This window comes from Bradyrhizobium sp. SUTN9-2, assembly GCF_003122645.1.
GTDB lineage: Bacteria > Pseudomonadota > Alphaproteobacteria > Rhizobiales > Xanthobacteraceae > Bradyrhizobium > Bradyrhizobium yuanmingense.
Genome location: NZ_LAXE01000001.1, coordinates 5,271,591 through 5,296,162, shown reverse-complemented (window position 1 = coordinate 5,296,162; position 24,572 = coordinate 5,271,591). Strand labels below are relative to the sequence as shown.

The following is a 24,572-nucleotide window of genomic DNA, read 5'->3' as shown; positions in this document are numbered from 1 at the left end:
CTCATGATCGCGGCAGTTTGGCTCCGCGCGCCGGCGCGTGCGCGCCTGCATGCGCTGCGTGAACTCTATCGCCGCTTCTTCGGCGAGAACACGCCGGATGCGCGCGGCCGCCGGCTTCTGGCCGAATGGCTGTCACCGGCGCAGCGCGCTCAATTCGAGCAGTTTCGGTATTTCGACGTCGTCGGTTGCGACACCGGCCGGACCTATCGCATCCACTACGGCACAGCCGCCAACGTCCACGAGGTCGATAGTGAGGGGCGCGCGACGATGGGGTGGTGCTTCGTCCCGTCAGGCTTCCTGGTACCGGGCGATGTGATGTTGGCGCAGAAGATCGCGCTCGAGACGGACGAGAGGGGGGCGCTTGCGCTCGCCAACCGGTTTCCGCCGGCGACGCATTCCGAGCACTTCTACCGGCGACCTTTCTAGAGCATGATCCGGAGGAAAAGTGCGGAGCGGTTTTCCAAAAGGATCATGCTCAAACAACAACTAAAGCGCGATTCATCCTAATCGCATCGCGCTTTAGCGTCAGAACGGTCAGGAATGCGTAGTGCGGTAAGCGTCGAACGCATGCGCCGCGAAGACGCCGATGCTGCACAGCGCGAGCAGGGCTGAGATCAGCTCGATCATAGCTCGTCCTCCCGCAGCGGCTGGGCAACGAGATTCTGGCAGCACGAATATTCGTAGATCAGGTCGAGGATGAACTGCATGGTGGCCGTCCCTGTATTTATTTTGACAACTACTTAAGCGGCCATCTGTTTCAGGCGTGTTTCGTCGCATCGGGAAAGGGGTTTCGTCAGGAACCTTGCGCTGGTTTGTGCGCTGCGGGCCCGCTATATCCCTCATGGCTCAGTCGATTTTGAGCCGTCTCTTCGGGAGCGGCACGTCATTTTGCGAGGCAAAATCATGGCGCAGGTCGAGTGGTTCGACGATCTCACCATCGGAATGCAGTTCAAATCCCCCGAAGTTGTGGTCATCGAGGCCGACATCAAGCGCTTTGCCGCCGAGTTCGATCCGCAGCCGATGCATCTCGACCACGAGGCGGCGAAGCAGACCCTGTTCAAGGGGCTTGCCGCCTCGGGATGGCACACCGCCGCGATCGCCATGAACCTTGCGATCCAGACCCGTCCGTTCGGCCCGCATCCGCTGATCGGCGCCGGTGTGGACGGCCTGCGCTGGACCATGCCGGTGCGGCCCAACGACCGCCTGCATCTGGTCGGCGAGGTCATGAGCCTGACGCCGTCGAAATCGAAGCCGCAAGGCATCGCGCTGGTGAAATGGACCATGTTCAACCAGAACGGCGAGGAGGTTTACACCTTCACTCCGATCGCGATCGTGCCGCGGCGGGGATAGGACGGCCGCCGGCCGTTCGCCTCGCCCTCTTGCGAGCCGCCGGGAGAGGTGGTCATCTCGGCGCGGGGAACGCGCTGGAGGCCGACATGAAACGATCTCTTCTTGCCGCCGGAATTCTCGCTTGCGTCTTGAGCGCAACCGCCTCGAGCTCGAGGCCCGCGCTTGCGCAACAATCCAAGGTCGGCGACTGGACCATCGAGAAGCGGGCGCAGGACACCCATTGCAATGCCAGCCGCGGCTACAAGGACAAGGATGACGAGAACCGCGACTACGTCATCGTGATCACCTATTCCGAGCAGGCGATCGTGATCGTGATGATCTACGACGGTTGGGAATGGGACAAGGCCGGCGAGATCCTCCGGGCCGACGTCGGCACCGACGATGCCGACATCATGAAGAAGGCCAAGTGGGAGGTCATGGACAAGACCACGGTGCGCGGCATCTTCGCATACGACCAGTCGATCATGGACCGCCTCGCGAAGGCCAAGCGCCTCACGCTGGACTTCGAGGACGACGACGATGACAGCATCGAGATGCAGATCCCGCGGGCCGGCGAGGCGCTGGCGGCGCTGAAATTCTGCGAGGAGAACCGGAAATGATGGTCCCCGCCGGGGGCGTGCCGCGGCGGGACGCTGTTCACTCGGCAGGCCCCTGGACCGGCGCTGCGCTGATGTCGCTGCCGTGGTGGACCAGCGGCTTCATGCCCGTGACGGTTCTGAGCAGCACATAGAACACCGGCGTCAGAAACAGGCCGAACACGGTGACGCCGATCATGCCCGAGAACACGGCAACGCCCATGGCGCGCCGCATCTCCGAGCCGGCGCCGGTCGAGAGCACCAGCGGCAGCACGCCCATGATGAACGCCATCGACGTCATCAGGATCGGGCGTAGCCGCAAGCGGCTGGCTTCGATCGCAGCCCGGATCGGCGTGCGCCCGGCGAATTCGAGCTCGCGCGCGAATTCGACGATCAGGATCGCGTTCTTGGCGGAGAGGCCGACCAGCACGATGAGGCCGATCTGGGTGAAGACGTTGTTGTCGCCCTTGGAGATCCAGACGCCGAACATCGCGGCGAGCAAGCCCATCGGCACGATCATGATGATCGATAGCGGCAGGGTCAGGCTCTCATAGAGCGCGGCCAGCACCAGGAACACCAGCAGGATCGCCAGCGGAAACACCCAGATGCCGGAATTGCCGGCGATGAACTCCTGATAGGTCAGGTCGGTCCATTCGAAGGCAAAGCCCGGCGGCAGCACCTCCGCCGCGATCCGCGTCGCCGCTTCCTGCGCCTGGCCCGATGAAAAGCCCGGCGCGGCCGCCGCGTTGATGTCGGACGAGAGGAAACCATTGTAGCGGATCGCGCGCTCCGGTCCCGCGCTCTGGCGGATGTTGAGCAGCGCCGACAATGGCACCATGTCGCCGGACGACGAGCGCACCTTCAACTGTCTGATGTCGTCGGCGCGGGCGCGGAACGGTGCGTCGGCCTGGACTCGGACGGAATAGGTGCGGCCGAACTTGTTGAAGTCGTTGACGTAGTAGGAGCCGAGGTAGATTTGCAGCGTGTTGAACACCTCGGTCACGGGCACGCCCAGCTGCAGCGCCTTGGTGCGGTCGATGTCGGCGAACAGCTGCGGCACGTTGACCTGGAAGCTGGAGAACACGCCGGCGATCTCCGGCGCCTTCTGCATCGCCGCCATGAAGGCGTTGGTGGCCTCATTCAGGGCGTCATAGCCGAGACCGGCGCGGTCCTCGATCTGCAGCTTGAAGCCGCCGATGGTGCCGAGGCCGTTGACCGGCGGCGGCGGGAACATGGCGATGAAGGCTTCCTGGATGCCGGCATATTTCTTGTTCAGCTCGGCCGCGATCGCAGGGCCGCTGAGCGAGGGATCCTTGCGCTCGTCGAACGGCTTCAGCGTCGAGAACACGATGCCGGCATTGGATGAGTTGGTGAAGCCGGAGATCGACAGGCCCGGGAAGGCTACCGAGCTCTCGACACCGGGCTGGGTCAGCGCGATGTCGCTCATCCTGCGGATCACCTCTTCGCTGCGGTCGAGCGTGGCGCCATCGGGCAGGCGAGCGAAGCCGACCAGATATTGCTTGTCCTGGCCCGGCACGAAGCCGCTCGGCACCTGCTGGAACAGAAATGCGGTGAGTCCGACGAGGACCACATAAAGGCCCATCATCGCGGACTTACGCGAGATCACCTTGCCGACGCTGCCGCTGTAGTTCTCCGAGGACCGCGTGAACGCCTTGTTGAACCCGCGGAAGAACCAGCCGAGGCTCTTCTCCATGATCAGCGTCAGCCGGTCCTTCGGCTCGTTGTGGCCCTTGAGCAGCAGCGCCGACAACGCCGGAGACAGCGTCAGCGAATTGATGGCGGAGATCACCGTCGAAATCGCGATCGTCAGCGCGAACTGCTTGTAGAACTGCCCGGTGAGGCCGGAGATGAAGGCGAGCGGCACGAACACCGCGATCAGCACCAGCGCGATCGCGATGATCGGACCCGAGACCTCGCGCATGGCCTGATAGGTGGCATCGCGCGGCGACAGCCCGGCCTCGATGTTGCGCTCGACGTTCTCGACCACGACGATGGCGTCGTCGACGACGATGCCGATGGCGAGCACGAGGCCGAACAGGGTGAGCGCGTTGATCGAGAAGCCGAACACGTGCATCACGGCGAAGGTGCCGACGATCGACACCGGCACGGCCAGCAGGGGTATGATCGAGGCCCGCCAGGTCTGGAGGAACAGGATCACGACCAGCACGACGAGGGCGATCGCCTCCAAGAGCGTGTGAATCACGGCCTCGATCGACGAGCGCACGAACTGGGTGGGGTCGTAGACGATCTGGTAGGACACGCCCTCCGGCATGTTCTTCTTGATCTCGGCCATGGTGGCGCGGACGTTGTCGGAGATCTGCAGCGCGTTGGAGCCCGGCGCCTGCGAAATCGGGATGGCCACCGCATGCTTGTTGTCGAGCAGCGAGCGCAGGCCGTATTCGGATGCGCCAAGCTCGATGCGCGCGACATCGCGCAGACGGACGACCTCGCCGCGCGTGCCGGTCTTGACCACGATGTCGCCGAACTGCTCCTCGTTGGCGAGGCGGCCTTCGGCATTGACCGAGAGCTGGAGATCGATGCCTTTGACGTTCGGAGAGGAGCCGACCACGCCGGCGGCAGCCTCGACGTTCTGCGCCTGGATGGCGCGCACGATGTCGCTTGCGGTCAGGCCGTGCTCGGCCGCCTTCTGCGGATCGACCCAGACCCGCATCGAATAGTCGCCGGCGCCATAGAGCTGGACGTCGCCGACGCCGTCGATCCGCGCCAGCCGGTCCTTGACGTTGAGCACGGCATAGTTGCGCAAATACGTCATGTCGTAGCGGCCGTTCGGCGACAACAGATGCACCACCATGGTGAGGTCGGGCGAGGACTTCTTGGTGATGATGCCGAGCTGGCGCACGACGGCCGGCAGACGCGGCTCGGCCTGCTGCACGCGGTTCTGCACCAGCTGCGTCGCCTTGTCGGGATCGGTGCCGAGCCGGAACGTCACCGTCAGCGTCATCGCGCCGTCGGTGGTCGCCTGGCTCGACATGTAGAGCATGTTCTCGACGCCGTTGATCTGCTCCTCGATCGGGGTCGCCACTGTCTCCGCGATAACCTTGGGGTTGGCGCCGGGATAGGTCGCGCGCACCACGACGGAGGGCGGCACGACGTCCGGATATTCCGAGATCGGCATCGCGAACAGCGAGATCAGGCCGGCAAGGAAGATCAGGACCGACAGCACGCCGGCGAAAATCGGACGATCGATGAAGAACTTTGACAGATTCATGGCCTTGCCCCTGGGCAATATCCTGATGTTCTCCGAGACCTCCACTCGTCATTCCGGGGCGCGCGAAGCGCGAACCCGGAATCCAGAGGTGATGTGTTCGGAGTTTCGTACGCTCGAGATTCTCAGGTGCGCAATTGCGCACCGTAGTTCGCGCGATGCGCGCCTCGGGATGACGGGGTGCATTAACGCTGCACCACGTCCTGGTTGCTGTGGTTCGACGCCTGCTGCGGCCCCCGTGCGCCCATCGCCGCCACCTCCGTCTTGAGGAGGGCTCCCGGACGCACGCGTTGCAGACCATTGACGACGATGCGGTCGCCGGACTTCAGGCCCGAGGTGACGATGCGAAGCCCATCGACCGCGCCGCCGAGCGTGACCGGCCGGTAGACGGCGCGGCTGTCGTCGCCGACTGCCATCACGAACTTCTTGTCCTGGTCGGTGCCGATCGCGCGCTCGTCGATCATCACCAGCGCCTGTTGCTTCGGCTGGCCCATGCGCACGCGCGCGAACTGGCCGGGGATGAGACGCCCATCGTCGTTGCGGAACACCGCGCGGACACGGATGGTGCCGCTCTGGCCGTTGACCTGGTTGTCGATCAGCTGGATGTTGCCCTTCGCGGACAAGCCGCCCGAGGTCGTCATCTCGACCGGGATCTGGTCGAGCTTGCCGCGTTGGCCGGAAGCATCGGCGATCGAGTTCAGCGCGCGCAGCACCACCTCTTCGTCCGCATCGAACGAGGCGTAGATCGGATTGACCGAGACCAGCGAGGTCAACACCGGCGAGGCGGTGCCGGCGGCGACGAGATTGCCGACGGTGACCTCGATCTTGCCGACGCGGCCATCCACGGGGGCGCGCACTTCGGTGTAGTCGAGATTGAGCTTTGCGGTCTGCAGCGTCGCCTCGGCCGCCTTGACGTTGGCGATTGCTTCGCGATTGGCGTTGTCGCGCTGGTCGTAGTCCCGCCGGGTGACCACGGCGTTGCCGACGAGCTGTGCGCCACGCTCGAGCTCGCTTTGGGTGAAGACGACGCGCGCTTTGGCGGCCTCGAGCTGGGCGGCAGCCTTGTCGACCTCGGCCGCATAGGGGGCGGGATCAATCTTGAACAGCACGTCGCCGGCCTTCACCAGCGCGCCCTCGGTGAAGTTCGCCGACATGATCGCACCCGCAACGCGGGGGCGGAGCTCGACACGGTTGATCGCCTCGAGCCGGCCGGAGAAATCGTCCCACAGCACGGTCTGCCGCGGCTCGATCATCGCGACGGTGACGGAAACGGCTTGTTCAGCTGCGGCCGCCGGTGCGGTCGCTTGCGCCGCATGAAAATAGCGGCCGGTCACGATCGAGCCGGCCGCGGCGAGGGCGCCCACGATGGCGACGCCGCCCAGAAGGCGGCGGAAATGGCCGGTGCGGGAGGTATTTTGGGAGGGATGCATTTGCGCGCTCCAGATATGTAGTGTTCACTACAGATGTGGAGCTGGATACCGCAGTGCAAGATACTTATGTACCAATCACTAAGAAAATTGTACGCCGATACCGCGACGATTGGAAGACACAAGAAAGAAAGCTAGAACAAATAGATAGGATCCGGCGTTAGGCTGAGACAGCACGCCGAATCCGAGGAGACAGGCACATGGGCATGGGACGCCCCCGCGAATTCGACGCCGAAACGGCGTTGGACCAGGCGATGGAAGTGTTTTGGCGCCATGGCTATGAGGGCGCGACCATTGCCCAGCTCACGGAGGCCATGGGCATCAATCCGCCCAGTCTCTACGCCTGCTTCGGCAACAAGGAAGGCCTGCTGAAGGCTGCGCTCGACCGCTACACCACGCTGCGCAACATCTGGATGGACGAGGTGGTCGCAGCGCCCACCGCTCGCGAGGTGGCGGAGCGGATGCTGATGGGCATCGCCGACAAGCAGACCGATCCCGCCAATCCGCCCGGCTGCCTGCTCGTGCAGGGCGGCATCGCCTGCGGCACCGGCTCCGAGAACGTCCCGTTCGAGCTCGCCGCGCGCCGCGCCCAGAACGAGGACCAGCTCCGCGACCGCTTCATCCGCGCCAAGGCGGAGGGCGATCTCAAGGAGAGCGCCGATCCGGCCGCGCTCGCGCGCTATATCTCGGCGGTGTCGGTCGGCATGGGCGTGATGGCATCTTCGGGCGCGGATCGTGAAGCGCTGCGGCAGGTCGCTGATGTCGCCGTGCAGGCGGTCGAGGCGCAGTCGGCGGAGGCGATAGAGACGAGTGGCAGGGCGCTGCGCTGAACGACGATCTGCCCGCTCGGGAGCGCGATAGATCGCAAGGCCGCTTAGCTCAGATCGTGAAGGTCCTTTCCAAGCGGCGGTGTCAGACGAAAGTTCGAGAACACGACTTCCAGTCCCGCCCGCTCGGGCGTGCAGGCCATCGGGCCCACAAGATAGGAGCTTGCTGCCGGAAACGGCGCTAGCCGCATGAGAGGCCAGGTCTTGCCATCGGCCGAGACTTGTAGACGAAGGACGCCGTCGGCGACGGTTGCGCGGACCCAGAAGTCTCCGGCATCATGCTCATAGGGTGCCGTTGCCCAGTCCGATCGCCCGTCGGTTAGCACGCTTGCAAGCATGGCGCGGCCGTCCGACAGTTCGATGCCGGCCTTGACCCAATGTCGCGCGTCGATGCGCACCATGATGCCCGCCTGATCGTAGAGCGCCTGGAAGTCGCCCTGTACACGTAAGCTGGCGGTGAATGCCTCGCCGGTTGGAAAGCCCAGGAAATGCCCGCTGTCACGATTAAAGCCGTAGTAGGTTTCGCGCCAGAAATCGGTGCCATTTTCCGTCACGACCTGGAGGCGATCGTCCGCTGCCGTCCATCGTTTCGGTTCGTTCAACCACACGCCGTCACTTCTGAGGAGAGTCATTTCCAACCTCGATTGCCGATGCCTGCCGTGGCTCGATCCATCTGCCGGACAAGCATGGCCTCGTGCAAACTGCGATCGGGCGCGTGCATAGAGTTCAGCCTCGCGCCATCGACAGTGGTGCCGATGTCGAGGCCGGCTCACGTTTCATAGCAGCCATGGCTTCCGACCGGTTAACGGCGTCGGCGCGAGTTGCGGATTCACGATCGGCGATCATGCAACTTTGCGCCTGTTCTGCCCGACGTGTCAAACGGCCTTCGCCGGCAGGACCCGCACCATGCGGCGCGAAATTCTTCAATGATTCGTACTGTGCATGGGGTTGTTTTCGCATTTTTGTTTGAGCGTGCCCGGAGCCTGATCATCCAGCGCCGCAAACCGTATCGATACGGGAACCCCTAAGAGTTTTTACATACAGTTCTGGCACGTTCCGCGCGTCAATATCCGCAGCCTGCATCGTGTCTCATTGCGCGCACGAAAAGACGGAGCCGGCGGGAGTCGAGGGGCCGTAAGCCATGACTGCACTTGCTTCGGACGCCGGTCGCGCCAGGAGTGGGATCGTGCCGATCCTGTTGTGCGTCGTGCCGTTCAGCCAGGTTCCGCTCGATGCCTATACGCCGGGCCTGCCGCAGATGGTGGTGGATCTCGCAGCTGACGCGGCGTCGATGCAGAATACCGTCACCGCTTACATGCTCGGCATGTCTCTGGCGCTGGTGCCGGTCGGTATCGCCTCGGACACTCTCGGCCGCCGCAACGTGCTGCTCGCAGGCCTGTCGGTCCTGATCGCGATGAGCATCGCCTGTGCGATGGCCACCAGCGCCTCGCTGCTGCTCGGCTTGCGCTTCCTGCAAGGCATCGGCGGCTGCACTTGTCTCGTCGTCGCCTATGCGGTCGCAGCCGATTGTTTCCGCGGCCGCGAGCTCACCGCGATCTCCGGCTTGTTGGGTGCCGCCTGGGGCCTTGCGCCGGTGCTGGCGCCGGCAGCCGGTGGCTTCATCGTCGAGCTGACCTCGTGGCGCGGCGTCTTCGTCGTCATTGCCGTCGCCGCGGCGATCGTCGCCGCGATCGTCGCATTTCTTCTGCCCGAAACATTGCCGGCAGAGCGGCGCGCGCCGTTCGATCCGCGCCGCACTGCCGGTATTTTGCGCGATGCGCTGGTCCGCCCGGGCTTCCTCGCCTTCGTGCTGGTGTTTGCCGCGGCGGCCAGCGCGCAGCTGGCGTTCGGCGTCGTCGCGCCGTTCTTCTACCAGACCGGTCTCGGCTATTCGGCGGCCATCTACGGCCTCGTCGCACTCGGGCTTGGCGGGGTCAATCTCGCCGGCGAGCTCGGCTGCGCGCATTTCGCGCGCGTCATGCCGGCGCGCTTGCTGGGCTTCGGCGCCTTCGCGCTGTTCCTCGCCGGTGCGGTGGTCCTGACGGTAACAGGCATGACCCTCGGCCTCGATGTTGCGTCGATCACGATCGGCGGCGCGCTGGTGCTCGGCGGCTGCGGCGTGCTGTGCCCGATGATGTACGGCATGGCGCTTGGCCTGTTCGAACGCGACCATGGCCTGGTTGGCGGCCTCATCAGCGCGCTCTGCTATCTCGCCGTGAGCGGTGCCATGGCGATCACGGCGGTGTTGCCCGAAGCGACACAGGCGCCGATCGGATGGCTTTATCTCGGGCTCTGCGCCATTGCGGGGACGCTGCTCGCGATCTCGCTGCCGTCAGCGCGGCAAGCGACACACAGTTAGATAAGGAACCAAATCATGACCACGGTCGGAATTCGCGGCACGTTCTTCGATTTCGTCGACGATCCCTGGAAGCACGTCGGCAACGAGCCGGCCGCCGCGCGCTTTCACCAGGATGGCCTCATGGTCGTCACTGACGGAGTGATCAAGGCGTTCGGTCCTTATGACAAGATTGCCGCCGCCCATCCGGGCGTCGAGGTCACCCACATCAAGGACCGCATCATCGTTCCCGGCTTCATCGACGACCACATCCATCTGCCGCAGACGCGCGTGTTAGGGGCCTATGGCGAGCAGCTCCTGCCGTGGCTCCAGAAATGGGTCTACCCGGAAGAGCTCAAATACCGGGATCGCGATTACGCGCGCGAGGGCGTGAAGCGTTTCCTCGATGCGCTGCTCGCCTCAGGCACCACCACCTGCCAGGCCTTCACGAGCTCCTCGCCTGTTTCGACCGAGGAGTTGTTCGAGGAAGCGAGCAGGCGCAACATGCGCGTCATCGCGGGCCTCACCGGAATCGATCGCAACGCGCCGGCCGATTTCATCGATACACCGGAGAATTTCTATCGCGACAGCAAGCGGCTGATCGCGCAGTACCACAACAAGGGCCGCAATCTCTACGCCATCACGCCGCGCTTCGCCTTTGGTGCCTCGCCGGAATTGCTGAGAGCGTGTCAGCGTCTCAAGCACGAGCATCCGGACTGCTGGGTCAACACCCATATCTCCGAGAATCCGGCCGAATGCAGCGGCGTGCTGGTCGAGCATCCGGACTGCCAGGATTATCTCGGTGTCTACGAGAAGTTCGACCTGGTCGGTCCGAAATTCTCCGGCGGCCACGGCGTCTATCTCTCCAACAACGAGTTCCGCCGCATGTCGAAGAAGGGCGCGGCGGTGGTGTTCTGCCCGTGCTCGAATTTGTTCCTCGGCAGTGGCCTGTTCCGCCTCGGCCGCGCCACCGATCCCGAGCATCGCGTCAAGATGTCGTTCGGCACCGATGTCGGCGGCGGCAACCGCTTCTCGATGATCTCCGTGCTCGACGACGCCTACAAGGTCGGCATGTGCAACAACACGCTGCTCGACGGCAGCATCGATCCCGCGCGCAAGGACCTCGCGGAAGCCGAGCGCAACAAGCTCTCGCCCTATCGCGGTTTCTGGTCGATCACGCTCGGCGGCGCCGAAGGCCTCTACATCGACGACAAGCTCGGCAACTTCGAGCCGGGTAAGGAGGCCGATTTCGTCGCGCTCGATCCGAACGGCGGACAGGTCGCGCAAGCGTGGCATCAATCGCTGATCGCCGACGGCGCCGGCCCGCGCACGATGGACGAGGCCGCGAGCATGCTGTTCGCCGTCATGATGGTCGGCGACGATCGCTGCGTCGACGAGACCTGGGTGATGGGCAAGCGTCTCTACAAGAAAGGCTGAGGCGGACCGCTGCCGATGCGCGCATCTCCTGAAACAGCCGGCCAGCCGGTCGCTCTCGTCATTCAGCGCCGCATCGCCGACGACGGCTTTGCTGCGTTCGCCCGGTGGAACGGTGAGGTCGGCGAGGTGCTCAAGGCCTGGCCAGGCTTCCTCAGCCTTGAGGTGGTGCCGCCGCAACCGCCGGCGCATGTGGACTGGGTGACGATCCTGCGTTTCGCGAGCCCCGCTGCGGCACGTGCCTGGCTGCAGAGCGAGGTGCGGGCGAAGCTGATCGCGGAGGTGCAGCGCTTCTTCGTCGGTTCGGAGGACGTCCATATCCTGCCCGACACCGGCGTCCCGCGCGACAGCGCGGTCTCGGCCGTCATCTCATTCAAAGTCCCTGATGGACTCGAGGACCCATTCCTGAAATGGCAGCAGCGCATCCAGGCGGCGGAGGCCGAGTTCAAGGGATTTCTGCGGCACAAGATCGAGCGGCCGATTCCGGGCCTGCACGACGAATGGATCATCATCCTGTCTTTCGACAGCGATGCCAATCTCAATGCCTGGCTCGACTCGCCGTTGCGGCAGACGCTGCTGAAGGAGGGCGCGCGCTTCAACGCCGGTATGAACGTGAAACGGGCGAGCTATGGCTTCAACTTCTGGTTCCCGGCCGGCAAGACGTCGGCGCCCGAGCAAGGGTCCGGTTTCATCTGGAAGAGCAACCTGATCGTTCTCCTGGTGCTTTATCCCGTGGTCTACCTCTGGGGCTATTTCATCAGCGCGCCCCTGATCGACAGAAACGGCGTGCCGGTCTGGCTGTCGCTGTTCATCGGCAATCTCGTCAGCACGCAGCTGCTCGGCTGGTGGCTGGTGCCCGCCGCCTTCAAGGCGCTCGACTGGTGGGTGACGCCGAAGGCGACGCTCGGTCGCCAGATCGCCGGCTACGTGCTGCTTGCCGTGCTCTATGCCGCCTCGATGGGCCTGTACGCGCTGCTGCTCGCGTGGCATTGGGGACGGTGAGACCGTCAACCGTATCGACGCGGAGAAGGGCGGTCGCTGGATATCGACGACCATGTTCGCCCTGACGTTTCTCGGAACATCGGCGAGCGTTCCCTCAGCGGAGCGCAACCATCCGGCGCTTCTCGTGGAAGCCGCAGGCAAGCGCGTCCTGGTCGATTGCGGCGAGGGCACGCAGCGTCAGCTGCTGCGCAGCGGCGCCGGCTTTCGGCGGCTCGACCGCATCCTGCTCACCCACGCCCATCTCGACCACGTGCTCGGCATCCCCGGACTGTTCTCGACGCTCGGCTTGCGGCAGACGTCCGAGAAGATGACCGTTCACGGCGGCGAGGGCACGCTCGACCTCGTCACCCGCATGCTCGCCGGCCTGTGGGGCGCGGGCAGGGCGCCGATCGCCGTCCAGTTCGAAGCGCTGACCGAGGGACGAGCTATCGATACCGGTGAATTCGCCGTTGACTGTTTTCCGGTCCGCCACCGCGACACCGACAGCTTCGGCTTCATCTTCCAAAGCCCCGCGCGCCGTCATCTTCGCCCCGATCGCCTCATCGCGCTCGGTGTCCCCGACGGTCCGTTGCGCGGCGAGTTGGCCGCCGGCCGACCGATCGTGGTTGCCGACCGAACCATCGATCCGGAAGAGGTCCTGGGTCCTGTGAGCGGCGGCAGCAAGCTCGTCGTGATCGGCGACACCGAGACCACCGAGGGGTTGTCGCAATACGTCGCCGGCGCCGACATGCTGGTGATCGAGGCGACGTTCCTCGATCGCGACGCGCCGACCGCGCGGAATTACGGCCATCTCACCGCGGCAGAAGCGGCCTCCTTTGCCGCCGCGAACGAGGTCGGACAGCTCGTGCTGACGCATATGTCGGGACGCTACGAAGACGCAGAGATTCTCGCCGAGGCGGCAAAAATCTTCCCGAACACCCGGATCGCCGCAGACTTCGACCACATCGTCGTCTGATCAAACGCGCCCTGACCCGATCCGTCCACCGCAGCGCTTGCCAGCCCAGATGCGAGCGGGTAGAAGGCTGCCACGCCTGAGCCGCGATTAGCGCGATGCGCTTCCCGGCCACAGTCGAACAAATCAAGCAGGCCTTTGAATTTGTTCGACTATTCCGTTGGGGAATGGTGTAACGGTAGCACAACAGACTCTGACTCTGTTTGTCTTGGTTCGAATCCAGGTTCCCCAGCCAGTTCCGGGCGCTTTCCCAAGGTATGGTTCCGGTCCTGGGCAGGATGGCAGGCAGGTTGATGGGCTGCCTCGTTGCTCGCGACGGTTTGCCTCACCTAGTATTTGCGTTTCCAAGTCGGATCGCCGCGCGCTGTATCGTCCTTGGGCTGGACAACCCAAGGAGATCCACAAATGCCCTATGTCGATGGTTTCGTTCTCGCCGTGCCGAAGGACAATATCGAGGCCTACGAGGCGCTGGCGACGCAAGCCTGCGCCATCTGGATGGAGCACGGCGCGCTCGACTACGTCGAATGCATCGGCGACGACGTTCCCTATGGCGAGCTCACCTCGTTTCCGCGCGCTGTGATCGCGAAGGAGGACGAGGTCGTGGTGTTCGCCTGGATCGTCTATCGGGACCGCGAGAGCCGCGATGCCATCAACAAGAAGGTGATGGCGGACCCGCGCATCAAGTTCGAGGGCATGCCGTTCGACGGCAAGCGCATGATCTATGGCGGCTTCACGACGCTGCTTCGGGCGAGTGACATCGTGACGTGAGGCGTGCCTGCTACTTGATCTTGTCGTAGGCCGCCGCGAAATCGCCGAGCGGCATCGGGATCGCGATGGTCTCCTTGGCCATGTTCTGAAAAGAGACCTTCAGCTGCTTGCCCGACCGCAAGGCGGCGAGCAGGTCCGGCGCAACCGGGGTCGAGGCGTAGCAGCCGCGATTCTCGCAGGTCTGGATCTGGAGATCGAACGTCTTGCCTTCGTCGACCTGGAGCTTGGCCCCGACGGGAAGGTTGAGGCCGAGCGGCAATTGCAGAAGCGCGATCGGCGTGCGGGTGTCGGGCGCGATGCGGATGTTGATCAGGACGACGGTCTGGCCCGTCTTGGTCAGCACCGCGTTCTGCTCCATCGCGCATTCGAGCGGCGCGTCGCGGCTTGCGCTGGTGCAGCGGACGATCCAGCCGGGCTCTCCGGAAGCCCCGTCAGCCTGCGTCGGGGCGGGCGCGGGCTGCGCGGCCGGCGCGGGCGCGGCGTTCTTCTTGGCGCCCTGCTGGGCGTGCGCTGCGCCTGCTGACAACAGGACGGCAGCGGCAAGGGCGGCAAGTCTGGATTGCATGGGCATGGGAAACCGCATTTGCGAACCGGGGTCTCGCTGTAGCGTCGCGGCAGGCGCGGCGCAACCTTACTCGGCGGCTTCCTTGACGCTGCCCTGCTCGGGCGTCTCCTCGCCTTCGTCGTCCGAACGGCCCCAGGTCGAGAACCAGTTGTTGAGCTTGTCGAGATAGAGATAGACGACCGGCGTGGTGAACAACGTCAGCGCCTGGCTGACGATCAGGCCGCCGACCATGGCGTAGCCGAGCGGCTGGCGGATTTCGGCGCCGGTGCCGTGGCCGAGCATGAGGGGCACGCCGCCGAGCAGGGCCGCCATCGTCGTCATCATGATCGGACGGAAGCGCAGCAGCGCGGCCTGACGGATCGATTCCTCCGGTGTCTTGTGCTCGTCGCGCTCGGCGGCAATCGCGAAGTCCACCATCATGATGCCGTTCTTCTTCACGATGCCGATCAGGAGGATGATGCCGATCAGCGCGATCAGGCTGAAGTCGAATCCGGCCGCCATCAGGATCGCGAGCGCGCCGACGCCGGCCGAGGGTAGCGTCGACAAAATCGTGATCGGATGGATGTAGCTCTCGTAGAGAATGCCAAGGATCAGATAGACCACGACCAGCGCGGCGAGGATCAGGAGCGGCACGGTGCCGAGCGATTGCTGGAATGCCTGCGCGGTGCCCTGGAAGCTCGAATTCAGCGTGGGCGGCGTCCCGAGCTCCGCCATCGCCTTCTGCACGGCCTCGGTGGCCTGGCCGAGCGCGACGCCTTGCGCGAGATTGAAGCTGATCGTGATCGACGGGAACTGGCCTTGATGGCTGATCGAGAGCGGGCGGACCGGATCGGTGGTCCAGCTCGCGAAGGTCGACAGCGGCACCTGGTCGCCGGTCAGCGGCGATTTCACGTAGAGCTTGTTTAGCGTCTCGAGATCGCCCTGCATCTCCGGCAGGACTTCCAGGATCACCTTGTAGGTGTTGAGCTGCGTGAAATATTGCGTGACCTGCCGCTGTCCGAAGGAATCATACAGCGTATCGTCGATCAGCTGGGGCTGGATGCCGTAGCGGGCGGCGGTGTCGCGGTTGATCTTGAGCTGGACCGTCGTGCCCTGCGTCTGCTGGTCGGTCGCGACGTCGCGCAGCTCCGGCAGTGTCTGCATCTTGCCAAGGATCTTCGGCGCCCATTCGTTCAGCTCGTCCAGATTGGCGTCTTGCAGCGTGAATTCGAACTGAGTGCGCGTGGGTCGACCGCCGAGCCGCACGTCCTGGGCCGCCTGCATGTAGAGGCGGGCGCCCTGGACCTTGTCGAACTGCGGACGCAGACGCGCGATAATCTGCTGGGCCGAAGCGTCACGCTCATTGCGCGGCTTCAGCGTGATGAACAGGTTGCCGTTGTTGCCGGCACGGCCGCTGCCGCCGATCGACATGGCAACGCTGGCAACGTCGGGATCGGCCAGGATGATCTTCCCGAGTTGCTCCTGGCGTCTCACCATCTCCTTGAACGAGATGTCCTGCGAGGCTTCGGACGTGGCCGTGATCAGGCCGACGTCCTGCTGCGGGAAGAAGCCCTTGGGGATCAGCACGAACAGGTAGATCGACAGGCCGAGCGTGACGAAGAAGATCGCGAGCGTGGTGCGCCGCCAGGCGAGGGCGTGATCGAGCACATATTCGTAGCCGCACAGCATCGCGTCGAAGGCGCGCTCGCTCCATTGATAGAAGCGGCCGTGCTGCACCTCACCATGGGCGCGCAGGAAGCGTGAGGCCATCATCGGCGTCAGCGTCAGCGATACGAACATCGAAACGAAGATCGTCATCGCCAGCACCACGGCGAATTCGCGGAACAGGCGCCCGATAATGCCGCCCATCAGGAGCAGCGGGATCAGCACCGCGACCAGCGAGATGCTGATGGAGACGATCGTGAAGCCGATTTCCTTGGAGCCCTTGAAGGCGGCCTCCATCGGCGAGTCGCCTTCCTCGATGTAGCGCGTGATGTTCTCGAGCATTACGATGGCGTCGTCGACCACGAAACCGACCGCGATGGTGAGCGCCATCAGCGACAGATTGTCGAGCGAATAGCCGACCGGCCACATCAGGGCGCACGCGCCCAGCAACGCCAGCGGAACCGTGACGGTAGGAATGACCGTCGCCCAGAAGCTGCGCAGGAAGATGAAGATGACCATGACCACGAGCACAATGGTCAAGAGCAGCGTGAACTGGACGTCCTCGACCGCGGCACGGATGGTCGCGGTGCGGTCGCTGATGAGCTCGATCTTGATCGCGGGCGGGATCGCCGCCACGAGACGAGGGAGGGTCGCCTTGATCCTGTCGACGGTTTCGATGACGTTGGCGCCGGGCTGCTTGAAGATCACCAGGAACACGCCGCGCTTGCCGTTGGCCCACGCCGCCTGCTTGGCGTCTTCGGCAGCGGTGACCGCTTGGCCGATATCGCGGATTCGCAACGGAGCGCCGTTGCGATAGGCGATGATGACGTCGTTCCAGTCCTTCGCGTGAGTGAGCTGGTCGTTGGCGTAGATCGTATAGGCCCGCTTCTCGCCGTCGATATTGCCCTTGGGGCTGTCGACCGTGGTGATCGCGATCTGGCTGCGGATATCCTCCATCGACAAGCCCTTGGCGACCAGCTTTGCGGGATCGACCTGAATGCGGATCGAGGGTTTCTGCTGGCCGCCGATGAAGACCTGGGCGACGCCCGAGAGCTGGCTGATCTGCTGGGCGAGCTGGGTGTCGACGGCATCGCTGACGCTGGTCAGCGGCAGCGTCTCCGATGTCGCGGACAGTAGCAGGATCGGCGCGTCGGCGGGGTTGACCTTGCGGTAGGTCGGGGGCGACGGCAGGTTCCTCGGCAACTGGCCGCTAGCCGCGTTGATGGCACCCTGTACGTCGTTGGCGGCGCCGTCGATGTTGCGGTTGAGGTCGAATTGGATGGTGATCGACGCCGTGCCCAGATAGCTCGTCGAGGTCATCTGCGCGATGCCAGGAATCTGGGCGAATTGCCGCTCGAGCGGCTGCGCCACCGACGAAGCCATGGTCTCGGGGCTGCCGCCGGACAAATTGGCGGTGACCTGAATGGTCGGAAAGTCCACCTGCGGCAGGGGCGCGACCGGGAGCAGGGGATAGGCGACCAGGCCGACGAAGAGAATGCCGGCCATCAGCAGCGAGGTGCCGATGGGATATCGGATGAAAGGCGCCGAAATCCCGCCCCCGATCATTGCTGTCGAACCTTGTTCTGGGTCGGATCGGAGCTTGCTACCGCCGTCGACACCAGGCTTCCGGGCTGCACCTTGAACTGTCCGCCGACGATCACCTGCTGACCGGGGCTCAATCCTTCCTCGATGACCGAATGACCGTCGATGCCATAGCTGACCTTGATCTTGTGCAGTTCGGCCTTGTTGTCCTGGTTGACCGTATAGGCATAGAGTCCGTTGGTGGAGCGCTGGACCGCGTCATCCGGAACGACCGTCGCATCCTTCAGCGTTCGCACCAGGAGCCGCGTCGAGACCGATTGCCCCGGCCACAGCGTTCTTTCCTTGTTGTCGAACACCGCCTTGAGCCGGATCGTGCCGCTGGTCGCGTCGACCTGGTTGTTGATCACCGCGAGCTTGCCCTCGGCCAGCGTTCTCTTGCCGTCGGTGGTGAAGGCGATCACCTTGAGCGCGCCGGCCTTCTGGCCCTCGCTGATATAGGGGAGCTGGTCTTCCGGCGCGGTGAAGATCACGGCGATCGGCTCGACCTGCGAGATCGTGACGATGGCGGTCTGCGACGAAGCGTTGACGATGTTGCCGATGTCGACCTGACGCAGGCCTGCCACGCCGGTGATCGGCGCCTTGATCTGGGTGTAATCGAGCTGGGTCTGGGCGTTGGAGATCGCGGCATCGTCGGCGGCGATCTGGGCGGTGAGCTGAGCGACGGTGGAGCGCTGTGTGTCGACGCGCTGGGCGGTGGCGAATTCGCCGAGCTTCGTGGCGCGCTGGAGCTCGAGATTGGCGTTGGCGAGACTGGCCTCGTCCTGCGCCTTCTTGGCCTTGGCCTGGTCAAGCGCGGCCTGATAGGGACGGGGATCGATCGAAACCAGGAGATCGCCCTGCTTGACGATCTGGCCTTCCCTGAATTCGAGCTTGTCGATCTGGCCATCCACACGGCTTCGGACCTGGACCGTGTTAAAGCCCTGAACCGTGCCGAGACCGGTGAGATAGACCGGAAAGTCGGTCTTCTGAACCGGCGCAACGCTGACCGGGACGGCGGAGGGGCGAGGCGGGCCTTTTTGTGCGGTCTGGGTTTTTCCAGCCTCGGACGTGCCGAATTTCTGCCAACCATAATAGCCCGCAGAAGCCACGGCCGCGATGATCAGAAGCCAAAGGATCGGCCGGGACTTGTTCATGTCGTCTCGTGTCGGCTCGTATGCCCTCGGCTGCGAATATCGGGGCAATCGTACGGTTCCAGCATGATGTATAATACACGCCAACTTCCAGAGTAAACAGCACTATCGGGTGAGAATCCTAAACAATTGGAAAGCTTTGCACCGTGTAGGCAGCTCGTTGGCGCGGCGACGTGCAATGCCGCGTTTTCCCGCCGCGATCGGCCGGCGTGCAAGTCTTGCGCAGCACGCGGAGCAGTGTGCTCGGGACCGATCGGCCCCGCGCCGCGCTGCCTTTCGGATCTGCCGCAAGAACGGTTCTAAGTCGCCTCGTAGCCGTTTCGGTTACCATGGATTTCGGCATCGTCCATTTCGGCGCCGCAGCGACGGAGCAAAGCATGGACGAGCTGAACGGCAAGCTGATCGCGTGCCAGATGCTGATCGAGGGATTGATCGCGTGTCACCAACGAGCAGCGCGATCCCTTGTGCTTCCTCACCGACTTTCGCGACGAGATCAAAGCCGTTGTCAACGGCGCCAACATCGCCGGCATGGACAGCACCGATCGCGTGCGCGCCGTTGCGAAGACCGTCGACGAGTTGCTGTGGCTGATGAAACCCAGAGCGGCGATCGAGTGGCCAGCAATCGATTTGCGTTTAGGACGCATCCTTCGCTCAGAGAGCGGGGCAGTTTAGAATCGTTTTGATCTTGATCTATTCAAGGGTTCTCGCGAACGGCACGCATTGACCCGCAATTGTGTGGCCGATACCAACAGGCGACATTCGTTCGACGCGTGTGAACGACAGGAATTGGAGGGCCTTGTGCTCTATCCTCCAGCACCTCTCGTCGCCCCCGTGACCAGGGGGACGCGGGTTGCGTCTTTCTTCTGGCTTCAGAGCATGATACGGGACGATCAAGCCCGGAGCATGATCTATGGCCTCGACACCGCGATACAGGCGCTGGTGGAACGGCTCGGGCGTGACGATCCCGAAACGGTCAAATTGACGGGTATCTATCACAATCTCATTCGCTACTGGGCCGAAGTATGAAGACCATCTCCTTTCAAGCAAGCCTTGCCGCAGCCTTGATGCTGGCGTCTGCCTGGCTCGCATCCCCCGTTTCCGCCCAGACGCAGAGCCCGCCGGCACCGGCCCCATCGACGGCTCAGCCGTCCGCTGCCGGGACCGTCCCCCCGGCAGCTGCGCCTGCGGCCTCGACGGCTCCCGCCGTCGTGGGCGCCGCCCCGGTGGCCGCCAATCCCGCGAGTGCGAAGCCCGAGGCGGCGGCCATGAAGGAGTTGTCGCCCTGGGTGATGTTCATGTCGGCGGACGTCATCGTGAAGGCGGTGATGATCGGGCTCGCCTTCGCTTCGCTGATGACCTGGACCGTCTTCATCGCCAAGTCGATCGAGCTGTCGGTCGCCTCCGGCAAGCTGCGTTCGGCGTTGAAGAAGATTGCGGAGGTGCGCTCGCTTGCCGAAGCGCAGATGGCGCTCGGCACCAAGGAGGGCATCCTGCCGTCGTTCCTTGCGGCGGCGTTGCGCGAAGCGCGGATGTCGGCTGGCCTGTCCAGCGATGCCGGCATCAAGGAACGCGCCGCCTCGAGCTTTTCCGAGATCGTGCGCGCGGAGCAACGGCGCATCCGGATCGGCATGGGCGTGCTCGCGACCATCGGCTCGACCTCGCCCTTCGTCGGCCTGTTCGGCACGGTCTGGGGCATCATGAACAGCTTCATCGGCATCTCGAAGTCGCAGACCACGAACCTCGCCGTGGTCGCGCCCGGCATCGCCGAGGCGCTGCTCGCCACCGCGATCGGCCTCGTCGCCGCCATTCCCGCCGTCATCATCTACAACCACTTCTCGCGCGTGACGAAAGGCTATCTCGAGCTCGTCAGCCGCGCCTCGGGCGCGGCTGGGCGACTGCTGTCGCGTGATCTCGACCGCAGCCACGGCAGCGTGCATTCGCGCGCGGCGGAGTAGACCATGGCCGTTTCGCTCGCTGACAATGATGACGATGACGATTTCTCGGAAACGCATGACATCAACGTCACGCCGTTCATCGACGTCATCCTGGTGCTGCTGATCATCTTCATGGTCGCCGCGCCGCTGTCCACGGTCGACCTGCCGATCGATCTGCCGACGTCGAGTGCGACGCCGCAGAAGAAGCCGGACAAGCCGACCTATCTCAGCATCAAGCCCGATCTGACGCTCGCGATCGGGGAGAACGCCGTTCACCGGGCCGAGTTGATCGGAACCCTCGACGGCCTTTCCGAGATGAGCAAGGACAAGTACGTTTTCCTGCGCGCTGATCGCTCGGTGCCCTATGGCGAGTTGATGGGCGTGATGGAGCTCTTGCGCTCGGGCGGCTATACGCGGGTGAAGCTGGTCGCGCTGGAAGGCGCACCGGGGGCGCCTGTGGCAGGCGCCGCCCAGCCTTAAGAAGACGGAACGATGGCGGACGAACCGAGACCATCCCGGAAGCTCTGGATCCTGGCGGCGGCGGCCGCGCTCGCCCTGCATCTCGGCGGTGCTGCGCTCGCGCTGGCGCATTTGCACGGCGACGACGACGGCGATGGTCTCGGCGCAGCCGGAGCCGAGTTCGCCGTCGAGATGGCTTCGCCGGAGGCTCAGGAATCCGATTTGCCGACCGGACCAAACGACTCCGCGGCACAAGAGGAGCGCCCGGAGCTTCCAGAGCAGAAGGCCGAACTGAAGGAGACGGAACTTCCTCAAGATCGACCGCAAGAGGCCGAGGATCCCGATCGCATTGTCAGCGAAAAGGTTGCGAAGAAGGAGCAGGACGACGATCCGAAGGCGGCTGCCGTTGAAACGCCCGCCATGGAGGCTGCCCCAAAGCAGGTTGATATGGCCCGGCAAACGTTCGAGGACGCAACGCGCGAGGCCGAAAAGGCCCTGGCGCCGGTGGTTGGGCTCGGCAAGGACATCCTGAAGATCACGGTGGACTGGAACAAGAAAATCAGTGCGCGTATCAAGCAGCACCAGATCAATCCGGAAGGCAGAGAGAACGCCAATCAGAAGGTCACGGTGAGTTTCGCGCTCAACCGAAAGGGAAATGTGGTCTCGGTCGACGTGATCGCGTCGTCCGGCGACGCCGCCTACGATGCAGCTGCGATCTCGATGGTTCGCAAGGCGGATCCTTTCGAGCCGCCTCCGGTTCAACTGACCGAGGAGCGTTTCGAGCGCACCCTCGAGATCAGCTTCGCCCCTGAGAAATCGAAGAAGACCGCCAACAAGAAGTCGGCTCAACGCCAGTAGAGCCGGATCCCGACATAGACCACCACCAGGCAGGCGAAGATCAGCGCCACGGGCAGGGGCCGTTTCTGGGCTCCGCTGGCCGCGCCTGTCCCGAAGAAACCTGCGCTTTTCGGCTTCGGCGCCGGGCGCCGGAAAGCGGTAACATTATCCGCTGCCGGCTCGGCCTCGCGCGGACGGACGTCGGGCGGCTTTCCAGCGCCACCCATCTCGACGTAATAGGCCTTGTAGATCGCACCGATGGTGGCCTCGGTGGCTTCGCCTTCGCTCATCTGCGCCAGCAGGTTCCTGTAGCTGCTCAGGAACTCCTGGGCCTCCGGAGGCAGCGCGGACGCCCCGTTGAGCTTAGCCATCATCTTCCAGGTGGCGAAATCAGCGCGGGCGCGGGTGTCGGCGCGTCGCGCGATCAGCATATCGGCAGCTTTGACCAAGTCGGCCTCTGGCCTTTCGGCTCGTGTTCGGGTGTTCCGGTTCAACTACGCATTGCCGGTCAGGAAGAGAACAGCCTGAATCACATAACCGGTCAACGTCCGCAGTATTGCTGAAATAACATCAAGATTTAGACCGAACTGGGAGCCCGCCAGCGGCAGCAGGATCAAGAGCCCGATCAGGATCAACATACCGAACGGCTCGAGCCGGGCGAGCGGCAAGGCGAGGGGGCGCGGCAGCAGCCCGACCGCGACGCGGCCGCCGTCCAGCGGCGGGATCGGCATCATGTTGAAGACGGCCAGGATGGCGTTGATGATGAGGGCATTCTTGAGGTTGTCGGCAACCCATTTCGCCGCGCTCGCGGGCACCAGCGGCAGGGCATGGAAGGCGAGGGCGGTGGCGAGCGCCAGCAGGATGTTGGTGGCGGGTCCGGCCAGCGCTACCCAGACCATGTCGAGCCTGGGATTGTTCAGCTTGCGGAAGTTTACCGGCACCGGCTTGGCGTAGCCGAACAGGAACGGCGAATGCGCGAACAGCAGCATCGCCGGCAGGATGACGGTGCCGAACGGGTCGATATGCCTGATAGGATTGAAGCTGACGCGGCCGAGCTGCGCGGCCGTATTGTCCCCGAGCCGGTCCGCGACGAAGGCATGCGCGGCCTCATGGAAGGTGATGGCGAGCACGAGGGGAAGCACCCACACCGACAGGTCGTACAAGGAAATGTTCACAGCTCATCCATTTCGGTTAGCTAGCGGCCTTGCAACCGTCCTGACCAAACCGGCGCAGCAACGCTTCGGCTCAACATAGGGTGGCCGGTTCCGAATTGCCACGCTGCAGATGGATGCTTCGGCCGGCCGCCGTGCAGTCGCGCAAAGTCACGCCGGGATCGTCCCGGGATATTGCACCAAGCCGTCGTCGAGCTTCACCCAGGCGAGCTTTTCCGACACCCAGATGTGCTCGGTCGGCGCAAAGGCGTTACGATCATCGAAGGTGGCGAGCGCAACGCCCGCCAGCGTGCCGTTGCGGCGCCAGGCGAAAAGCCGCGTGCCGCAGCGCTTGCAGAACACGCGATCGATATTGTCCGAGGAGGCGTAGCGTGCAGTCTCGCCGTCGACGCTCAGCGCACGCTGGTCGAACTGCGCGCGGGCGAAATAGGGCGAACCCATCGCCTTCTGGCAGATGCGGCAATGGCAGATGCGGACGTTGAGCGGCTCGCCCTCCGCCTTGAAACGCACCGCGCCGCACAGGCAACCACCTTCCCGGATCATGATGTCCTCAATAGGTCGCCCGCCCACCGGAAATATCAAACACCGCGCCGGTCGAGAACGCGCAGTCCTCCGACGCAAGCCAGCTCACCATCGCGGCGAGCTCTTCCACCAGCACGAAGCGCCCCTTCGGGATCTTCGACAGCATGAAGTCGATATGCTGCTGCGTCATCTGGTCGAAGATCGCCGTCTTCGCCGCGGCCGGCGTCACCGCGTTGACGAGGATGTCGTGGCCGGCGAGCTCCTTGCCGAGCGACTTCGTCAGCGCGATCAGGCCGGCCTTGGACGCCGAATAATGCGCGGCGTTCGGGTTGCCTTCCTTGCCTGCGATCGAGGCGATGTTCACGATCCGCCCGTATTTCTGCTTGAGCATTTCGGGCACGATCGCCTTGGAGACGATGAAGGGGCCGTCGAGGTTGATGCGCAGCACCTTCCGCCATTCCTCCAGGTCCGTCTCCCACACCGGCTTGTTGACCCCGGCGATGCCGGCGTTGTTGACGAGAATGTCGATCTTGCCGAAGGCCTTGAGCGTCGCATCGCGTGCCTGCTCGACGGCCGCCGTGTCGGTGACGTCGACCTTGAAGACTTTCGTTTCGCCGCCGATCTCCTTTGCCGTCTTCTCGGCCAGCGCGGCGTCAAAGTCCCAGATCGCGACCTTGGCGCCGGAGGCGACGAAGCGCTCGGTGATGGCGCGGCCAAAGCCCTGCGCGCCGCCAGTGACGATAGCGATGCGGCCGTTGAGATCGATCTTGTTCATGCCGGAGGCCTTCCT

At 64.0% G+C, this 24,572-nt stretch carries 22 protein-coding genes, 1 tRNA gene and 2 pseudogenes; 15 read left to right on the top strand and 10 right to left on the bottom strand.

The window, feature by feature from the left end; genetic code table 11:
• Positions 1-3 precede the first annotated feature (3 nt).
• The 3 genes from XF30_RS24650 (at position 4) to XF30_RS24640 (ending at position 1,949) form a co-directional block, all read left to right on the top strand.
• Positions 4-426 carry a hypothetical protein gene (locus XF30_RS24650; protein ID WP_036001255.1) on the top strand — a complete coding sequence of 141 codons (423 nt, stop codon included), beginning with the start codon at positions 4-6 and terminating at the stop codon, positions 424-426.
• A gap of 477 nt (positions 427-903) precedes the next feature.
• On the top strand, positions 904-1,350 hold the full coding sequence (locus XF30_RS24645; RefSeq protein WP_109144097.1) for a MaoC family dehydratase: 447 nt from the start codon (positions 904-906) through the stop codon (positions 1,348-1,350).
• An 86-nt stretch (positions 1,351-1,436) separates the two neighbouring features.
• On the top strand, positions 1,437-1,949 hold the full coding sequence (locus XF30_RS24640; RefSeq protein WP_036001249.1) for a hypothetical protein: 513 nt from the start codon (positions 1,437-1,439) through the stop codon (positions 1,947-1,949).
• 37 nt (positions 1,950-1,986) lie between these two features.
• Here the strand turns inward: XF30_RS24640 and XF30_RS24635 are convergent, their stop codons facing one another.
• On the bottom strand, positions 1,987-5,175 hold the full coding sequence (locus XF30_RS24635; RefSeq protein WP_109145837.1) for an efflux RND transporter permease subunit: 3,189 nt from the start codon (positions 5,173-5,175) through the stop codon (positions 1,987-1,989).
• Positions 5,176-5,357: 182 nt separating this feature from the next.
• A complete protein-coding gene (locus XF30_RS24630) occupies positions 5,358-6,602 on the bottom strand; it encodes an efflux RND transporter periplasmic adaptor subunit (protein ID WP_036001246.1) in 1,245 nt (414 codons plus the stop codon).
• Between the two features lie 197 nt (positions 6,603-6,799).
• Between XF30_RS24630 and XF30_RS24625 the strand changes: the two genes are divergently transcribed.
• On the top strand, positions 6,800-7,429 hold the full coding sequence (locus tag XF30_RS24625; RefSeq protein ID WP_109144096.1) for a TetR/AcrR family transcriptional regulator: 630 nt from the start codon (positions 6,800-6,802) through the stop codon (positions 7,427-7,429).
• Positions 7,430-7,473: 44 nt separating this feature from the next.
• Here the strand turns inward: XF30_RS24625 and XF30_RS24620 are convergent, their stop codons facing one another.
• Positions 7,474-8,058 (bottom strand): DUF1349 domain-containing protein, encoded by a 585-nt coding sequence (locus XF30_RS24620; protein WP_109144095.1) that lies wholly within the window; start codon positions 8,056-8,058, stop codon positions 7,474-7,476.
• A gap of 509 nt (positions 8,059-8,567) precedes the next feature.
• On the opposite strand from XF30_RS24620, the gene XF30_RS24615 reads away from it, so the two are divergent.
• The 6 genes from XF30_RS24615 to XF30_RS24590 all read left to right on the top strand — a co-directional run bounded on the left by XF30_RS24615 (position 8,568) and on the right by XF30_RS24590 (position 13,917).
• Entirely contained in the window at positions 8,568-9,785 is a 1,218-nt protein-coding gene (locus XF30_RS24615; RefSeq protein WP_109144094.1) for a multidrug effflux MFS transporter, read from the top strand.
• A 15-nt stretch (positions 9,786-9,800) separates the two neighbouring features.
• Positions 9,801-11,198 carry a guanine deaminase gene (gene guaD / locus XF30_RS24610; RefSeq protein ID WP_109144093.1) on the top strand — a complete coding sequence of 466 codons (1,398 nt, stop codon included), beginning with the start codon at positions 9,801-9,803 and terminating at the stop codon, positions 11,196-11,198.
• A gap of 15 nt (positions 11,199-11,213) precedes the next feature.
• On the top strand, positions 11,214-12,197 hold the full coding sequence (locus XF30_RS24605; RefSeq protein WP_109144092.1) for an antibiotic biosynthesis monooxygenase: 984 nt from the start codon (positions 11,214-11,216) through the stop codon (positions 12,195-12,197).
• A gap of 52 nt (positions 12,198-12,249) precedes the next feature.
• Positions 12,250-13,152 carry a ribonuclease Z gene (gene rnz / locus XF30_RS24600; RefSeq protein ID WP_109144091.1) on the top strand — a complete coding sequence of 301 codons (903 nt, stop codon included), beginning with the start codon at positions 12,250-12,252 and terminating at the stop codon, positions 13,150-13,152.
• Between the two features lie 158 nt (positions 13,153-13,310).
• A tRNA-Gln gene (locus XF30_RS24595) sits at positions 13,311-13,384 on the top strand.
• A gap of 170 nt (positions 13,385-13,554) precedes the next feature.
• Entirely contained in the window at positions 13,555-13,917 is a 363-nt protein-coding gene (locus tag XF30_RS24590) for a DUF1428 domain-containing protein (RefSeq protein WP_109144090.1), read from the top strand.
• Between the two features lie 10 nt (positions 13,918-13,927).
• On the opposite strand, the gene XF30_RS24585 is transcribed toward XF30_RS24590, so the two are convergent.
• From XF30_RS24585 to XF30_RS24575, 3 genes are read right to left on the bottom strand one after another with little or no spacing between them, the layout of a single operon-like run.
• A complete protein-coding gene (locus tag XF30_RS24585) occupies positions 13,928-14,488 on the bottom strand; it encodes an invasion associated locus B family protein (protein WP_192893240.1) in 561 nt (186 codons plus the stop codon).
• A 60-nt stretch (positions 14,489-14,548) separates the two neighbouring features.
• The gene (locus tag XF30_RS24580) at positions 14,549-17,692 is read right to left on the bottom strand and encodes a multidrug efflux RND transporter permease subunit (protein ID WP_109144089.1); all 3,144 of its coding nucleotides are present in this window, start codon (positions 17,690-17,692) and stop codon (positions 14,549-14,551) included.
• The gene (locus XF30_RS24575; RefSeq protein ID WP_036034315.1) at positions 17,689-18,861 is read right to left on the bottom strand and encodes an efflux RND transporter periplasmic adaptor subunit; all 1,173 of its coding nucleotides are present in this window, start codon (positions 18,859-18,861) and stop codon (positions 17,689-17,691) included. Before XF30_RS24575 ends, XF30_RS24580 begins: the two co-directional genes overlap by 4 nt.
• Before the next feature lie 374 nt (positions 18,862-19,235).
• On the opposite strand from XF30_RS24575, the pseudogene XF30_RS38915 reads away from it, so the two are divergent.
• From XF30_RS38915 to XF30_RS24550, 5 genes and pseudogenes are all read left to right on the top strand, one after another.
• Positions 19,236-19,530, top strand: a pseudogene (locus tag XF30_RS38915) (hypothetical protein).
• A gap of 147 nt (positions 19,531-19,677) precedes the next feature.
• A pseudogene (locus XF30_RS24565) lies at positions 19,678-19,884 on the top strand (PKHD-type hydroxylase); the annotation flags it as partial.
• Positions 19,881-20,813, top strand: a complete 933-nt coding sequence (exbB, locus tag XF30_RS24560; protein ID WP_109144088.1) for a tonB-system energizer ExbB — start codon at positions 19,881-19,883, stop codon at positions 20,811-20,813. The pseudogene XF30_RS24565 and the gene exbB, both read left to right, overlap by 4 nt.
• A 3-nt stretch (positions 20,814-20,816) precedes the next feature.
• On the top strand, positions 20,817-21,272 hold the full coding sequence (gene exbD, locus XF30_RS24555) for a TonB system transport protein ExbD (RefSeq protein ID WP_036001202.1): 456 nt from the start codon (positions 20,817-20,819) through the stop codon (positions 21,270-21,272).
• 12 nt (positions 21,273-21,284) lie between these two features.
• Positions 21,285-22,109, top strand: a complete 825-nt coding sequence (locus XF30_RS24550) for a TonB family protein (protein WP_036001198.1) — start codon at positions 21,285-21,287, stop codon at positions 22,107-22,109.
• Here XF30_RS24550 and XF30_RS24545 read toward each other — a convergent pair.
• The 4 genes from XF30_RS24545 to XF30_RS24530 form a co-directional block, all read right to left on the bottom strand.
• Positions 22,097-22,519: a hypothetical protein gene (locus tag XF30_RS24545; RefSeq protein WP_036001196.1), complete on the bottom strand. Its 423-nt coding sequence runs from the start codon at positions 22,517-22,519 to the stop codon at positions 22,097-22,099. The genes XF30_RS24550 and XF30_RS24545 overlap by 13 nt on opposite strands.
• A 63-nt stretch (positions 22,520-22,582) precedes the next feature.
• Positions 22,583-23,263, bottom strand: a complete 681-nt coding sequence (locus XF30_RS24540) for a site-2 protease family protein (RefSeq protein ID WP_109144087.1) — start codon at positions 23,261-23,263, stop codon at positions 22,583-22,585.
• A 147-nt stretch (positions 23,264-23,410) separates the two neighbouring features.
• The gene (locus XF30_RS24535; RefSeq protein WP_109144086.1) at positions 23,411-23,803 is read right to left on the bottom strand and encodes a GFA family protein; all 393 of its coding nucleotides are present in this window, start codon (positions 23,801-23,803) and stop codon (positions 23,411-23,413) included.
• 7 nt (positions 23,804-23,810) lie between these two features.
• The gene (locus XF30_RS24530) at positions 23,811-24,557 is read right to left on the bottom strand and encodes an SDR family NAD(P)-dependent oxidoreductase (RefSeq protein WP_036001187.1); all 747 of its coding nucleotides are present in this window, start codon (positions 24,555-24,557) and stop codon (positions 23,811-23,813) included.
• Between the last annotated feature and the right edge of the window lie 15 nt (positions 24,558-24,572).

Excerpts from the sequence above, each read along its gene's own strand:
- XF30_RS24650 (WP_036001255.1), top strand. The coding sequence starts at position 4 with ATGATCGCGGCAGTTTGGCTCCGCGCGCCGGCGCGTGCGCGCCTGCAT.
- XF30_RS24645 (WP_109144097.1), top strand. The coding sequence starts at position 904 with ATGGCGCAGGTCGAGTGGTTCGACGATCTCACCATCGGAATGCAGTTC.
- XF30_RS24640 (WP_036001249.1), top strand. The coding sequence starts at position 1,437 with ATGAAACGATCTCTTCTTGCCGCCGGAATTCTCGCTTGCGTCTTGAGC.
- XF30_RS24635 (WP_109145837.1), bottom strand. The coding sequence starts at position 5,175 with ATGAATCTGTCAAAGTTCTTCATCGATCGTCCGATTTTCGCCGGCGTG.
- XF30_RS24630 (WP_036001246.1), bottom strand. The coding sequence starts at position 6,602 with ATGCATCCCTCCCAAAATACCTCCCGCACCGGCCATTTCCGCCGCCTT.
- XF30_RS24625 (WP_109144096.1), top strand. The coding sequence starts at position 6,800 with ATGGGCATGGGACGCCCCCGCGAATTCGACGCCGAAACGGCGTTGGAC.
- XF30_RS24620 (WP_109144095.1), bottom strand. The coding sequence starts at position 8,058 with ATGACTCTCCTCAGAAGTGACGGCGTGTGGTTGAACGAACCGAAACGA.
- XF30_RS24615 (WP_109144094.1), top strand. The coding sequence starts at position 8,568 with ATGACTGCACTTGCTTCGGACGCCGGTCGCGCCAGGAGTGGGATCGTG.
- guaD (WP_109144093.1), top strand. The coding sequence starts at position 9,801 with ATGACCACGGTCGGAATTCGCGGCACGTTCTTCGATTTCGTCGACGAT.
- XF30_RS24605 (WP_109144092.1), top strand. The coding sequence starts at position 11,214 with ATGCGCGCATCTCCTGAAACAGCCGGCCAGCCGGTCGCTCTCGTCATT.
- rnz (WP_109144091.1), top strand. The coding sequence starts at position 12,250 with ATGTTCGCCCTGACGTTTCTCGGAACATCGGCGAGCGTTCCCTCAGCG.
- XF30_RS24590 (WP_109144090.1), top strand. The coding sequence starts at position 13,555 with ATGCCCTATGTCGATGGTTTCGTTCTCGCCGTGCCGAAGGACAATATC.
- XF30_RS24585 (WP_192893240.1), bottom strand. The coding sequence starts at position 14,488 with ATGCCCATGCAATCCAGACTTGCCGCCCTTGCCGCTGCCGTCCTGTTG.
- XF30_RS24580 (WP_109144089.1), bottom strand. The coding sequence starts at position 17,692 with ATGATCGGGGGCGGGATTTCGGCGCCTTTCATCCGATATCCCATCGGC.
- XF30_RS24575 (WP_036034315.1), bottom strand. The coding sequence starts at position 18,861 with ATGAACAAGTCCCGGCCGATCCTTTGGCTTCTGATCATCGCGGCCGTG.
- exbB (WP_109144088.1), top strand. The coding sequence starts at position 19,881 with ATGAAGACCATCTCCTTTCAAGCAAGCCTTGCCGCAGCCTTGATGCTG.
- exbD (WP_036001202.1), top strand. The coding sequence starts at position 20,817 with ATGGCCGTTTCGCTCGCTGACAATGATGACGATGACGATTTCTCGGAA.
- XF30_RS24550 (WP_036001198.1), top strand. The coding sequence starts at position 21,285 with ATGGCGGACGAACCGAGACCATCCCGGAAGCTCTGGATCCTGGCGGCG.
- XF30_RS24545 (WP_036001196.1), bottom strand. The coding sequence starts at position 22,519 with ATGCTGATCGCGCGACGCGCCGACACCCGCGCCCGCGCTGATTTCGCC.
- XF30_RS24535 (WP_109144086.1), bottom strand. The coding sequence starts at position 23,803 with ATGATCCGGGAAGGTGGTTGCCTGTGCGGCGCGGTGCGTTTCAAGGCG.
- XF30_RS24530 (WP_036001187.1), bottom strand. The coding sequence starts at position 24,557 with ATGAACAAGATCGATCTCAACGGCCGCATCGCTATCGTCACTGGCGGC.